The organism is Streptomyces sp. NPDC051563, assembly GCF_044454225.1.
In the GTDB taxonomy this organism is placed as follows: domain Bacteria; phylum Actinomycetota; class Actinomycetes; order Streptomycetales; family Streptomycetaceae; genus Streptomyces.
Map to the genome: position 1 here is coordinate 90,255 of NZ_JBITDL010000003.1, position 12,794 is coordinate 103,048.

Annotated in this window: 10 protein-coding genes and 1 riboswitch; of the genes, 3 read left to right on the top strand and 7 right to left on the bottom strand. The window is 70.3% G+C overall.

Annotation, left to right across the window (positions count from 1 at the left end):
• The first annotated feature begins 102 nt into the window (after positions 1 to 102).
• A complete protein-coding gene (locus ACIA8F_RS04635; RefSeq protein ID WP_383953216.1) occupies positions 103 to 1,116 on the top strand; it encodes a tetratricopeptide repeat protein in 1,014 nt (337 codons plus the stop codon).
• 65 nt (positions 1,117 to 1,181) lie between these two features.
• On the top strand, positions 1,182 to 1,823 hold the full coding sequence (def, locus tag ACIA8F_RS04640) for a peptide deformylase (protein ID WP_399376730.1): 642 nt from the start codon (positions 1,182 to 1,184) through the stop codon (positions 1,821 to 1,823).
• Between the two features lie 239 nt (positions 1,824 to 2,062).
• On the opposite strand, the gene ACIA8F_RS04645 is transcribed toward def, so the two are convergent.
• From ACIA8F_RS04645 to ACIA8F_RS04675, 7 genes are all read right to left on the bottom strand, one after another.
• Positions 2,063 to 3,043: a helix-turn-helix domain-containing protein gene (locus ACIA8F_RS04645; RefSeq protein ID WP_399376731.1), complete on the bottom strand. Its 981-nt coding sequence runs from the start codon at positions 3,041 to 3,043 to the stop codon at positions 2,063 to 2,065.
• Positions 3,044 to 3,386: 343 nt separating this feature from the next.
• Positions 3,387 to 4,403, bottom strand: coding sequence for a ribonucleotide-diphosphate reductase subunit beta (locus ACIA8F_RS04650; protein WP_399376732.1), 1,017 nt, complete (start codon positions 4,401 to 4,403; stop codon positions 3,387 to 3,389).
• A complete protein-coding gene (locus ACIA8F_RS04655) occupies positions 4,403 to 6,799 on the bottom strand; it encodes a ribonucleoside-diphosphate reductase subunit alpha (protein WP_399376733.1) in 2,397 nt (798 codons plus the stop codon). Before ACIA8F_RS04655 ends, ACIA8F_RS04650 begins: the two co-directional genes overlap by 1 nt.
• 181 nt (positions 6,800 to 6,980) lie before the next feature.
• Positions 6,981 to 7,063, bottom strand: a riboswitch (cobalamin riboswitch).
• A 90-nt stretch (positions 7,064 to 7,153) separates the two neighbouring features.
• Positions 7,154 to 7,651, bottom strand: coding sequence for a GNAT family N-acetyltransferase (locus ACIA8F_RS04660; RefSeq protein WP_399376734.1), 498 nt, complete (start codon positions 7,649 to 7,651; stop codon positions 7,154 to 7,156).
• A gap of 90 nt (positions 7,652 to 7,741) precedes the next feature.
• Positions 7,742 to 7,939 (bottom strand): YbdD/YjiX family protein, encoded by a 198-nt coding sequence (locus tag ACIA8F_RS04665; RefSeq protein WP_399376736.1) that lies wholly within the window; start codon positions 7,937 to 7,939, stop codon positions 7,742 to 7,744.
• The gene (locus ACIA8F_RS04670) at positions 7,936 to 10,098 is read right to left on the bottom strand and encodes a carbon starvation CstA family protein (RefSeq protein ID WP_399376738.1); all 2,163 of its coding nucleotides are present in this window, start codon (positions 10,096 to 10,098) and stop codon (positions 7,936 to 7,938) included. Before ACIA8F_RS04670 ends, ACIA8F_RS04665 begins: the two co-directional genes overlap by 4 nt.
• A gap of 198 nt (positions 10,099 to 10,296) precedes the next feature.
• Positions 10,297 to 11,061, bottom strand: coding sequence for a GntR family transcriptional regulator (locus ACIA8F_RS04675; RefSeq protein WP_383953242.1), 765 nt, complete (start codon positions 11,059 to 11,061; stop codon positions 10,297 to 10,299).
• A 296-nt stretch (positions 11,062 to 11,357) separates the two neighbouring features.
• Between ACIA8F_RS04675 and ACIA8F_RS04680 the strand changes: the two genes are divergently transcribed.
• Positions 11,358 to 12,641 (top strand): extracellular solute-binding protein, encoded by a 1,284-nt coding sequence (locus ACIA8F_RS04680; RefSeq protein WP_399376739.1) that lies wholly within the window; start codon positions 11,358 to 11,360, stop codon positions 12,639 to 12,641.
• Positions 12,642 to 12,794 lie beyond the last annotated feature (153 nt).

Genomic DNA, 12,794 nt, shown 5'->3' on the forward strand with positions numbered 1-12,794 from the left:
ATGGTTGGATGCCAGTGGGAGTGTTCCCGGCGGCAGCAGTGCCGCAGCAGGAGTGTTCGCAGCAGGAGTGTCCCGAGCAAGAGTGTCCGGCAGGCGGGAATCGTGAGGATCTTCGGGAAGGTACGCCATCGGCCCTCCGCCTCGTGGCGGCAGGCCACCGACCGCGCGTTCACGCTGATCGGCGACGGTCGGTACGAGGACGCGGGCGCGCTGCTGACCAGAGCGGCGGACCTGGAACCCTGGCTGTCCGAGTCCTGGTTCAATCTGGCGCTGCTCCACAAGTTCCGCCACGACTGGGAGCAGGCCCGGGCCGCCGGGCTGCGCGCCGTGGCCCTGCTCGACCGGGAGACCGGCGCCCCGGACTGGTGGAACGTCGGCATCGCCGCCACCGCGCTCCAGGACTGGCCGCTGGCCCGCCGCGCCTGGCAGGCGTACGGGCTGAAGGTGCCCGGAGACCCGCACGGGACGGGCAGCCGCCCCGGCGGCCCCGCCCACGGCGAACCGGTCGGCATGGAGCTCGGGAGCGCGGCCGTGCGGCTGTCGCCCGAGGGCGAGGCCGAGGTGGTCTGGGGCCGACGGCTGGACCCGGCCCGCATGGAGGTCCTGTCGATCCCGCTGCCCTCCTCGGGGCGGCGCTGGGGCGAGGTCGTCCTGCACGACGGGGTCCCGCACGGCGAGCGGGTCACCGCGGCCGGGCCCTCGTACCCCGTCTTCGACGAGATCGAGCTGTGGGCGCCCTCCCCGGTGCCCACCTGGGTGGTGCTCCTGGAGGCGGCCACCGAGGCCGACCGCAACGCCCTGGAGCAGCTGGCCTCCGACGCCGGCTTCGCCGCCGAGGACTGGTCCTCCTCGGTGCGGCTGCTGTGCCGGACCTGCTCGGAGAGCGCCATGCCGAGCGGTGAGGGCGACGGGGAGCACCTGGATCCGCACGACCACAGTGAGCCGGGTCACCCCGGCCCGCTGGGCCACCGTACGGCCGGATCCGGCTCCCTGTGGGTGCCCGAGCGGGAGTGCGGCATCGCGGCGCCCGCGGGCCTGGTGCGCGGGCTGCTCGACGGCTGGGTCGCGGACAGTCCGGACAGCCGGGAGTGGCGGGATCTCGAAGAAGTCTGCTGAGCCGGGGCCGTAGTCTGTACCGGCACATCGGTGACTGGTGGACTTACGGAAGGCGTACGGCGGACATGGCGCAGCAGGAGAACGACGTGGTCGGGGTCGAGGGTGTGAACGACGGGTACGTCGTGGACACCGAGGACTGTGAGGCGCGCGAGCTCGCCCACCGCGAGCGCGGCACCGCCCGCCCGATCACGGTGGTCGGCAACCCGGTCCTGCACCGCGAGTGCAAGGACGTCACCGAGTTCGGCGACGAGCTGGCGCAGCTGATCGACGACATGTTCGCCAGCCAGAAGGCCGCCGAGGGCGTGGGCCTCGCCGCGAACCAGATCGGCGTCGACGCCAAGGTCTTCGTCTACGACTGCCCGGACGACGACGGCAACCGGCACACGGGCGTGGTGGTCAACCCGAAGCTCGTCGAGCTGCCGGCCGCCGCCCGCATCCTGGACGACTCGAACGAGGGCTGCCTGTCGGTCCCGACCGCCTACGCCTCGCTGGCCCGCCCGGACTACGCCGAGGTGACCGGCCAGGACGCGCAGGGCAACCCGATCAAGGTGCGGGGCACCGGCTACTTCGCGCGCTGCCTCCAGCACGAGACCGACCACCTGTACGGCTACCTGTACATCGACCGGCTCTCGAAGCGGGACCGCAAGGACGCGCTGCGGCAGATGGACGAGGGCACCCCGCGCTACGAGACGGTTCCCAACGCGTAGCCGCACCTCCCGTACGCGAAAGGCGCCCCGCTCCTGACCGGAGCGGGGCGCCTTTCCCGTGGACCGGCGCGGAGCTAGTCCCAGCCGAGGTCGCTCGGGCCGGCCGCGGCCGGGTGCCGGCCGACGGTCCGGATGGCGCGTGTCATGGGAACCCCCTGTCGTATGCGAACCTGCACACCGTAGGGCAAAACGATCAAGGTCGGGGCGATTCCCGGCCACGTGCCGGGACCGGCCGGAGCTCAGGCCGCGGAAGGGCCCCGGAACGTGCGCCGGAAGGCGTTCGGGGTGGTGCTCAGCGTCCGCAGGAAGTGGTGGCGCAGGGCGGCCGCGGTACCGAAGCCGCAGCGGCCCGCGATCGCGTCGACCGTCTCGTCGGTGGCCTCCAGCAGCTCCTGCGCCAGCAGGACCCGCTGGCGCAGCACCCACTGGTACGGGGTGGTCCCCGTCTCCTGGAGGAAGCGGCGGGCGAAGGTCCGCGGGGACATGTGGGCCCGCTCCGCGAGCTGCTCCACCGTGATCTCCTCGTCCAGGTGGCGGGCCATCCAGCCGATCACCTCGCCCACGGTGTCGCAGGAGGTGCGGGGCAGCGGACGCAGGATGTACTGGGCCTGCCCGCCGTCCCGGTGCGGCGGTACCACCATCCGCCGGGCGATGGTGTTGGCCACCTCGGAGCCCTGCTCCTGCCGGACGAGGTGCAGGCACGCGTCGATCCCGGAGGCGGTGCCGGCCGAGGTGATCACCTGGCCCTCGTCCACGTAGAGCACGTCCGGGTCGACCCGGGCCCGCGGGAAGCGGCGGGCCAGCGCCGGGGCGTGCATCCAGTGCGTGGTGCAGCGCCGGCCGTCCAGCAGCCCGGCCGCGCCCAGCATGAAGGCGCCGCTGCACACGCTCAGCACCCGCGCGCCCCGGTCCACGGCCCGCCGCAGGGCGTCGAGGAGCGGCTCCGGGTACACGCGGGTGGGGGCCTCGCGGTCGGCGGGCAGGCAGATCAGGTCCGCCTCCTCCAGCCGCTCGGGTCCGTAGGGGAGCGTGAGGCGGTAGTGGGCGTCGCCCGCGGTGATCGGGTTGTCCTCCATCGCGCAGAGGGCGAAATCGTAGGTCGGCAGGCCCATGGCGCTGCGGTCGACCCCGAAGACCTCGCAGAAGATGCCCATCTCGAAGGGCGTGACCCCGTTCACGACGGCCACGGCCACGTTGTGGAGGGAGGGAGGCTTCACCATCCCCCCAGTGTGGCAGTAATTCGCTCTTCCATGACAGTCCTGCCACTGTCCGGTTTCGGCCGCCCTGGCGAGAGTGGACCCATGAACACGCTCCTCGACTACCTCGCCGTCCTGACCGTAGCCACCCTCCTCCTCGCCCCGGCCCTCTACGGAGCCCTGCACGAGCACCGCCTGGAACGGCAGATCCGCGCGGCCGGACAGCCCGCCCCGGGCGGCCGTCGGGATCGGCCGGGAACCGGATCCCGCTATCCGGTCCCCAGAAGCAGTGCGGCCCCGCCCGGGGACCTGGCGGGCCAGGTGGATCTTCCCTTGGGCGGGGCCGCGAGCAACCGGGGGCGGGGGCCTAGAAGTCCTCGTCCAGGTCGACCGTGCCCTCGACCGCGACCTGGTAGGCCGACGGGCGGCGCTCGAAGAAGTTCGTCAGTTCCTGGACGCCCTGGAGCTCCATGAAGGAGAACGGGTTCTGCGAGCCGTAGACCGGCGCGAAGCCGAGGCGGACCAGGCGCTGGTCCGCGACGCACTCCAGGTACTCGCGCATGGACTCGGTGTTCATGCCCGGCAGGCCGTCACCGCACAGGTCGCGGCCGAACTGCAGTTCCGCCTCCACAGCCTCCTTCAGCATGTCGACGACCTGCTGCTGGAGCGCGTCGTCGAAGAGCTCCGGCTCCTCCTTGCGGACCGTGTCCACGACCTCGAACGCGAAGTTCATGTGCATGGTTTCATCCCGGAAGACCCAGTTCGTCCCGGTCGCCAGGCCGTGCAGCAGGCCGCGCGAGCGGAACCAGTACACGTACGCGAAGGCGCCGTAGAAGAACAGGCCCTCGATGCACGCGGCGAAGCAGATCAGGTTCAGCAGGAAGCGGCGGCGGTCGGCGGCCGTCTCCAGGCGGTCGATCTTCTCGACCGAGTCCATCCAGCGGAAGCAGAACTGCGCCTTCTCGCGGATCGACGGGATCTCCTCGACCGCGTCGAAGGCGGCCGCGCGGTCGTCCGGGTCGGGCAGGTAGGTGTCGAGCAGCGTCAGGTAGAACTGGACGTGCACGGCCTCCTCGAAGAGCTGGCGCGACAGGTACAGGCGCGCCTCCGGGGAGTTGATGTGCTTGTAGAGGGTGAGGACCAGGTTGTTCGAGACGATCGAGTCGCCCGTCGCGAAGAACGCGACCAGCCGGCCGATCATGTGCTGCTCGGACGGGGTCAGCTTCGCGAGGTCCGCTACGTCCGAGTGGAGGTCGACCTCCTCGACGGTCCAGGTGTTCTTGATCGCGTCCCGGTAGCGCTCGTAGAAGTCCGGGTAGCGCATGGGGCGGAGGGTGAGCTCGAAGCCCGGGTCCAGGAGGTTCTTGGTGTCGTTGGAGCTCATTACTGGCAGGCCTCGCAGGACTCGGGGTTTTCAAGGGAGCAGGCGAGCGCTTCCGCTGCCGCGGCGTCCGCGTCGACGTCGGCCAGGGGGAGCGCCGCCGGGGTGGCGGCCTGTGCGGCGCGGGCGATCTTCGTCGCCGGGCGCGAGCGCAGGTAGTACGTGGTCTTCAGGCCCTGCTTCCAGGCGTACGCGTACATCGAGCTGAGCTTGCCGATGGTGGGCGTCTCCAGGAACAGGTTCAGCGACTGGGACTGGTCGAGGAACGGGGTGCGCGCCGCCGCCATGTCGATCAGGCCGCGCTGCGGGATCTCCCACGCCGTGCGGTACAGCTCGCGGACCTCCGCGGGGATCCAGCCGAAGCCCTGGACCGAGCCGGAGGATTCGCGCAGCGCCTCGCGGGTCTGGGCGTCCCAGACGCCGAGCCGCTTGAGCTCCTGCACCAGGTAGCCGTTGACCTGGAGGAACTCACCGCTGAGGGTCTCGCGCTTGAAGAGGTTGGAGACCTGCGGCTCGATGCACTCGTACACGCCCGCGATGGAGGCGATGGTCGCCGTCGGGGCGATGGCGAGGAGCAGGGAGTTGCGCATCCCGGACTTCGCGACCCGGGCGCGCAGCGCGTCCCAGCGCTCCGGCCAGTTCAGCTCGACCTCGTAGTGGTCGGGGTGCAGGACGCCGCGCGCGGTGCGGGTCTGCTCCCACGCGGGGAGCGGGCCGCTGCGCTCGGCCAGGTCGCAGGAGGCCTCGTACGCCGCGAGCATGATGCGCTCGGAGAGCTTCGTGGACAGGGCCTTCGCCTCGGGGGAGTCGAAGGGCAGCTTCAGCTGGAAGAAGACGTCCTGGAGGCCCATCGCGCCCAGGCCCACCGGGCGCCAGCGGGCGTTGGACCGGCCGGCCTGCTCGGTCGGGTAGAAGTTGATGTCCACGACGCGGTCGAGGAAGGTGACCGCGGTGCGGACGGTCTCGTCCAGTCGCTCCCAGTCGATCTCGCCGGACTCGGCCAGGACGAAGGCGCCGAGGTTGACCGAGCCGAGGTTGCAGACGGCCGTCTCGCCGTCGTTGGTGACCTCGATGATCTCGGTGCAGAGGTTCGAGGAGTGGACGACGGTGCCCGGCTCGGCGGTCTGGTTCGCCGTGCGGTTGGAGGCGTCCTTGAAGGTCATCCAGCCCTGGCCGGTCTGCGCGAGGGTGCGCATCATCCGGCCGTACAGGTCGCGGGCGGGCATGCTCTTGCGGGCCAGGCCCGACTCCTCGGCCTTGCGGTAGGCGGCGTCGAACGCGTCGCCCCACAGGTCGACCAGCTCGGGGACGTCGGCCGGGGAGAACAGCGACCAGTCGGCGTCGGCGTTCACGCGGCGCATGAACTCGTCCGGCACCCAGTGGGCGAGGTTCAGGTTGTGCGTGCGGCGCTGGTCCTCGCCGGTGTTGTCGCGGAGCTCCAGGAACTCCTCGATGTCCGCGTGCCAGGTCTCCAGGTAGACCGCGGCGGCGCCCTTGCGGCGGCCGCCCTGGTTCACGGCGGCGACGGAGGCGTCGAGGGTCTTCAGGAACGGCACGATGCCGTTGGAGTGGCCGTTCGTCCCGCGGATCAGCGAACCGCGGGCGCGGATGCGGGAGTAGGAGAGGCCGATGCCGCCGGCGTGCTTGGACAGGCGCGCGACCTGGTGGTAGCGGTCGTAGATCGAGTCCAGCTCGTCCAGCGGGGAGTCCAGCAGGTAGCAGGAGGACATCTGCGGGTGGCGGGTGCCGGAGTTGAAGAGGGTGGGGGAGGAGGGCAGGTAGTCCAGGCGGCTCATCAGCCGGTAGAGGGAGGCGACTTCCTCCACGGCCTGGACGCCGTCGTTCTCGGCGAGGCCGCAGGCCACGCGCAGCATGAAGTACTGCGGGGTCTCGATGACCTGACGGGTGATCGGGTGCCGCAGCAGGTAGCGGCTGTGCAGGGTGCGCAGGCCGAAGAAGCCGAAGCGGTCGTCGGCGCCCTCGGCGAGCGCGTGGTCGACCAGGGCGTCGAGCCGGTTCGCGTGCAGGCGGACGAAGTCCGCGGTGCGGTCGGCGATGAGGCCCTCGCGGTGGCCGACCTCGACGGACTCGGAGAAGGAGGTGGAGCCCTGGCCGGCGGCCTCGTCGCGGACGGCCAGCGTCAGCAGGCGGGCGCCGAGGCGGGAGTACGCCGGGTCCTCGGAGATCAGCCCGGCGGCCGCCTCGGTGGCGAGCGTACGCAGCTCAGCCTCGTCGGCGGCGGCGCTGCGGCCGCGCAGGGCTGCGGCGGCGACCCGGCCGGGGTCGGTGTCCGGCAGGTCGGCGGTCAGCTCGGTGAGCGTGCGCAGGAGCGCGGCCCCCGGACCCTCATAGGCGGACGGGTCGGACTCGGCGCGCGGTGCGGAAGGCGCGATGGTCACGGGGGGAGCTCTCCCTCGCTCGGCTCCGGGAACACCGTTGGTGCGGGGCGCGAGGGGGCGCACGTGGGGGCGCGCATGCCTGGCAGGGCTGTGCGCATGCGCCACGTGGCGTCCACCGGCCCAACCGCGAGGCCCGGACGTGTCTGCACCCGGATCGGTCGAGCCGGGCGCACTGTCGACAGGTCCTCGGACTTGCGGATGTACCGAGCAGGTCGGTGCATTTCATACCGTTGCGGGACAGTTCCGGATTCTCACCGGATTCCCCTGCGACGACAGCGAGCACGAGCATACATGTGGGGGCCGGTGCTTGCGTGAGCCACCACATGTTGTGTCGCTCCGCGAGACGGTCCGTGACTACAGCTCCAGGCGGTAGGTCAGCAGGGGGAGGCCCGGAACCGGGTACCAGTCCCGCTCGGGCGTCCGTACGAAGCCCAGCCGGTCGTAGATCCGGTGCGCCCCGAGCATCTTCTCCGTGGTGGACAGCACCAGGTGGCCCACGCCCTCCAGTTCCCGGGCGCGGCTCACGCAGGCCCGTACGAGGGCCTCGCCCGCGCCGCGGCCGCGGGCGGCGGGGGAGACCGCCAGCATCCGGAACTCGGCCTCGCCGGGGCCCGCGATATCGCACAGCGGGCTGCCGGGAGGGGCGAAGGTCACACCGCCGAGCAGGGTGTCCTCGTCCGCGGCGACGAGCACCTCGCCGTCGGGGGCCCGGCCGGCGACGTCGCGCAGCCGGCTCAGGTAGGGGTCGTCCTCGGCGAAGGTGAGGAGTCCGTCGTCGAGGTAGGCCCGTGCGGTGATCTCGCCGAGTGCTTCGTATTCGGCGGCGGTCGCCGCCCTGATGATGATGTCCATGGCATCGAGTGTGCGCCAGGGAAAGCGGCGGGGCCGCCGCGTTCCGTCGGGTGGACGGATCCGCGGCGGCCCCCTGTGCGGCTCACCGGTTCAGCAGCAGCGGAACCCTTCGCGCGGGTCGCCCTCGCGGGCGTCCGTGCGGGCCCGCTCGAAGTCCCGGCGCGACGGGACGGCTGCGTCCGGGTCGTGCGTACGGGCGTGTGCCACGTAGTGGTCGTAGGCCGCCTCGCCCGAGAACTCCCGTACGAAGTACCGGGCCCGGCCCAGCACGTGGCGCAGCCGGGTCACGCGGGTTCCCGTACGGAGTCCTCGGCCCGGCCCCCGCCCGAGTCGAGTCCGGCGGCGGCGAGTTCCGCCCGCTCCTCGGCGGTCGGGATCAGACCGGCCGGGGCGACGATCTTGGACTCGGTCCACGGGGCCTCGGCCAGGGTGACCGACTCGGGCGTGCGGATGGCCTTGAGGCAGGTCCGGGCCGCGTCCACGAGCACGATGATGATCAGCAGGGCGAAGAACACCGACAGGACGCCGTCCACGGTGGCGTTGGTGACCACGGTGTGCATCTCGTCCATGTTCTTGGCGGGCTTGAGGACCTTGCCCGCGTCGATCCCGTCCTGGTAGACGTCCCGCTGCGCGAAGAAGCCGATCTTCGGGTTGTCGGAGAAGATCTTCTGGTAGCTGGCGGTGAGTGTGACGGCCAGGTCCCAGGCCAGCGGAACGCCCGTCACCCAGGCCCACTTGAGCCGGCCGGACTTGATCAGCAGGGTGGTGCAGACGGCCAGGGCGACCGCGGCGAGCAGCTGGTTCGCGATGCCGAACAGCGGGAAGAGCTGGTTGATGCCGCCCAGCGGGTCCTTGACGCCGACCCAGAGGAAGTAGCCCCAGCCGCCGACGACGACCGCGCTGGCGAACCAGACGCCCGGCTTCCAGCTGACGTCCTTGAAGGACTTGTGCACGTTGCCGAGGGTGTCCTGGAGCATGAAGCGGCCCACGCGGGTGCCGGCGTCCACGGTCGTCAGGATGAACAGGGCCTCGAACATGATCGCGAAGTGGTACCAGAACGCCTTCATCGAGCCGCCGCCGATCACGGCCGAGAAGATCTCCGACATTCCGAGTGCGAAGGTCGGAGCGCCGCCGGTACGGGACAGCAGGCTGGTCTCCTCCACGTCCTTCGCGGCCTGGGCGAGGTCCGCGGGGGAGATGGCGAAGCCGAAGGTGGTCACGGCCTGCGAGGCCGTCTCCACGGTGGCGCCGACGACCCCGGCGGGGGAGTTGATGGCGAAGTACAGGCCCGGGTCGATGATGCAGGCCGCGATGATCGCCATGATGGCGACGAAGGACTCGGTCAGCATCGCGCCGTAGCCGATGACCTTGACCTGGGTCTCCTTCTGGATCATCTTCGGGGTGGTGCCCGAGGAGACCAGCGAGTGGAAGCCGGACAGGGCCCCGCAGGCGATGGTGATGAAGACGAACGGGAACATCGAGCCGGCGAAGACCGGGCCGTCACCGCGCGAGGCGAACTCCGTGACGGCGGGCATCTTCAGCGTCGGCATGGCGATGACCACGCCCACGGCCAGCAGCCCGATGGTGCCCACCTTCATGAAGGTGGAGAGGTAGTCGCGCGGGGCGAGCAGCATCCAGACCGGCAGGACCGACGCCACGAACCCGTAGGCGATCATCCAGAGGACCAGCGTCTCCTTCTCCAGGGTGAAGAAGTCCGCCAGCGAGGACTCGGCGACCCAGCCGCCGGCGACGATGGCGAGGAGCAGCAGCGCGACGCCGACGACGGAGACCTCGGTGACCTTGCCCGGGCGCAGGACGCGCAGGTAGAAGCCCATGAAGAGGGCGATCGGGATGGTCATGCCGATGGAGAAGACGCCCCACGGGGAGTGCGCCAGCGCGTTGACGATGACCAGGGCCAGCACGGCCAGCAGGATGATCATGATGGCGAAGACGCCGATCAGCGCGGCGGCGCCGCCGACCGGGCCGATCTCGTCCCGGGCCATCTGGCCGAGCGAACGGCCGTTGCGCCGGGTGGAGAAGAAGAGCGTGACCATGTCCTGGACGGCGCCCGCGAAGATCACGCCCACGACGATCCAGATGGTGCCGGGCAGGTAGCCCATCTGCGAGGCGAGTACGGGACCCACGAGCGGTCCGGCGCCGGCGATGGCGGCGAAGTGGTGGCCGAAAAGCACCCGGCGGTCGGTCGGGTGGAAGTCGACACCGTTGTCAAGGCGTTCGGCGGGGGTGGCGCGGGTCTTGTCCACCTTCAGTACGCGGTTCGCGATGAAGCGCGCGTAGAAGCGGTAGCCGATCGCGTACGAGCCCAGGGCGGCGGCGAGCAGCCAGGCGGCCGAGATCTCCTCGCCGCGCGAGAGCGCCAGCACGCCCCAGCCGAGGGCTCCCACGAGCCCGACCAGCACCCACACGGCCACGGCCTTGGGGGACATGCCCCCTGATGGAGAAGGCGAGTCCGGCGTGGTGCCCGGACTCGCCGCGTCCCGTACCGCCCTCGTGGCTTCCGGTTCCGGTTGCGTCATGATCCTCGTCCCCTCGTTGATCATCTGCGTGAGCGCAGGGAATCTACGGGGGACCGCCCGCTGGACGTAAGCCCCCGTCCGTATAGCGGAACGAGAGTCAACTACGAATCAGACGGCGGGACGCTGGAGTCGGGCGACGAACTTGTAACGATCGCCGCGGTACACGGAACGCACCCACTCGACGGGCTCCCCGTCGGCGTCCAGTGAATGGCGCGAAAGCATCAGCATCGGCAGTCCGACGTCCGTGCCGAGCAGTCCGGCCTCCCGCGGGGTGGCCAGCGAGGTCTCGATGGTCTCCTCCGCTTCGGCGAGGCGCACGTCGTACACCTCGGCGAGGGCGGTGTAGAGGGAGGTGTACTTGACCAGCGAACGGCGCAGCGCGGGGAAGCGCTTCGCCGACAGGTGCGTGGTCTCGATGGCCATCGGTTCACCGCTGGCCAGGCGGAGCCGTTCGATGCGCAGGACCCGGCCGCCGGTGGTGATCTTGAGGAGGCCGGCGAGGGTGTCGTCGGCCGTCACGTAGCCGATGTCCAGGAGCTGGGAGGTGGGTTCCAGGCCCTGGGCCCTCATGTCCTCGGTGTACGAGGAGAGTTGGAGCGGCTGGGAGACCTTCGGCTTGGCGACGAAGGTGCCCTTCCCCTGGATGCGCTCCAGGCGCCCCTCGACGACGAGCTCCTGGAGGGCCTGGCGCACCGTGGTGCGCGAGGTGTCGAACTCGGCCGCGAGGGTGCGCTCGGGCGGCACGGGTGTGCCGGGTGGAAGGGTTTCGGTCATATCGAGCAAGTGGCGCTTGAGTCGGTAGTACTTGGGAACGCGTGCCGTGCGGGTGGCCGCCCCGCTGTCCGGCTCCGTGATCGCCCCTTCGGTGGCCATCGCCGCCCGCCTTCCCGACTCCAGTTTCGTTGCCGTCACCGGCTCCTCCGATATGTGCGGTCACATCGTGACACGGGAGGGAGGGCGGGCCTCCTCCCTCCCCCAGGTGTCGGTCCGATAACGGACCGAGCACCCGCTCATTAGACCCTTGACACCCCTAAAGGTCTAGGCCAAGCTCCAGCTACTGGTCTACACCAATATGGATCAGATCCCGGCCCCACGGGCAGTACTTGGTGCTTTTTGAGTCACCGCGGCGGGCAAGGGAAGTTGCAGGCAGCATCCCTGAGGAGGGTGGCGTGAAGCGCAAGCTCATCGCGGCGGTCAGTGTCGCGGGCATGATGGTCGGAGTCGCGGCGTGCGGCAACGGCGGCGACGACAAGCCGAAGGCCGACGCGGGTGGCGCCAAGGAGATCACCGTCTGGGTGATGGACGGCTCCGCACCGAAGACCTGGATCGACGCGGTCAACGCGGAGTTCTCCGCCAAGCACCCCGGTGTCACGGTCAAGGTAGAGGTTCAGCCCTGGAAGGGCATCCAGGAGAAGGTCACCACGGCCCTCTCCGAGAACACCCCGCCGGACGTCCTGGAGCTCGGCAACACCCAGACCGCCGGTTACGCGGTCACGGGTGGTCTCGCCGACCTGACCAAGGACAAGGCGAAGCTCGGCGCGGACGCCTGGGCGAAGAGCGGTCTGGCCTCGGCCGAGATCGACGGCAAGCTCTACTCCGCTCCGTGGTACGCGGCCAACCGCGTCGTCATCTACGACAAGAAGGCCTTCGAGAAGGCCGGCGTCACGGCGCCCAAGACCCGCGACGAGTGGGTCGCCGGTCTGGAGAAGCTGAAGGCGGCCGACCCGGCCTCCCAGCCGATCTACCTGCCCGGCCAGAGCTGGTACGTCCTCGCCGGTCTCATCTGGGACGAGGGCGGCGACCTCGCGGTCAAGGACGGCGACAAGTGGAAGGGTGGTCTCGGTACCGCCCAGGCCGCTTCCGCGATGGAGTTCTACAAGAAGCTCCAGTCCTTCTCCACCGCTCCGAAGGACAAGGACGAGGCGAACCCGCAGCAGTCCACCGACGTCGTTCCCAAGGGTGGCGTCGCCTCCTGGATCGGCCTCGGCTGGGAGGCCGGCGGTGCCGAGAAGGCGCTGAAGGACGCGGGCAAGGAAGCCGACTTCGGTTACTTCCCGATCCCGGGCAAGACCGCCGACAAGCCGGGCACCGTCTTCCTCGGCGGCTCGAACCTGGCGATCGCCGAGCGCTCCAAGAACAAGGACCTCGCCAAGGAGTGGCTGGCCCTCGCCGCAGGCAAGGACCAGATGACCAAGTACGCCGCCGAGACCAAGGGCGCGCTGCTCCCGAACCAGGCCGGCGCGAACTTCACCCCGGCCGCGGGCTCCTTCGCCGAGGCGATGGCCAAGGCCGGCGTCAACGGCAACATCACCCCGGTGACCCCGGGCTGGGCCAACGTCGAGACCGAGCCGAACCCCATCAAGGAGTTCATGACGAAGGTCCTGAAGGGTGACGACGCCGCCAAGGCGGGCGCGGACGCGGACAAGGAAATCGCGAGCCGCATCAACAAGTAACACCCCGAAGTACCCGTACTGAACGCACCGGGGGCGCGGTGGGCGCCCAGAGCGCCCACCGCGCCCCCGGTCGCGCATTGACAGACGTAAGCGCCGCCTGCTCCGAGCGGGGAAGCGGGTGCCAGTCGCCACAGTCAACCGCGAGGAAGCCCA

Coding starts and splice junctions, on each gene's coding strand:
- def (WP_399376730.1), top strand. CDS start 1,182: ATGGCGCAGCAGGAGAACGACGTGGTCGGGGTCGAGGGTGTGAACGAC.
- ACIA8F_RS04670 (WP_399376738.1), bottom strand. CDS start 10,098: ATGTCCCCCAAGGCCGTGGCCGTGTGGGTGCTGGTCGGGCTCGTGGGA.
- ACIA8F_RS04645 (WP_399376731.1), bottom strand. CDS start 3,043: ATGGTGAAGCCTCCCTCCCTCCACAACGTGGCCGTGGCCGTCGTGAAC.
- ACIA8F_RS04660 (WP_399376734.1), bottom strand. CDS start 7,651: ATGGACATCATCATCAGGGCGGCGACCGCCGCCGAATACGAAGCACTC.
- ACIA8F_RS04675 (WP_383953242.1), bottom strand. CDS start 11,061: ATGGCCACCGAAGGGGCGATCACGGAGCCGGACAGCGGGGCGGCCACC.
- ACIA8F_RS04650 (WP_399376732.1), bottom strand. CDS start 4,403: ATGAGCTCCAACGACACCAAGAACCTCCTGGACCCGGGCTTCGAGCTC.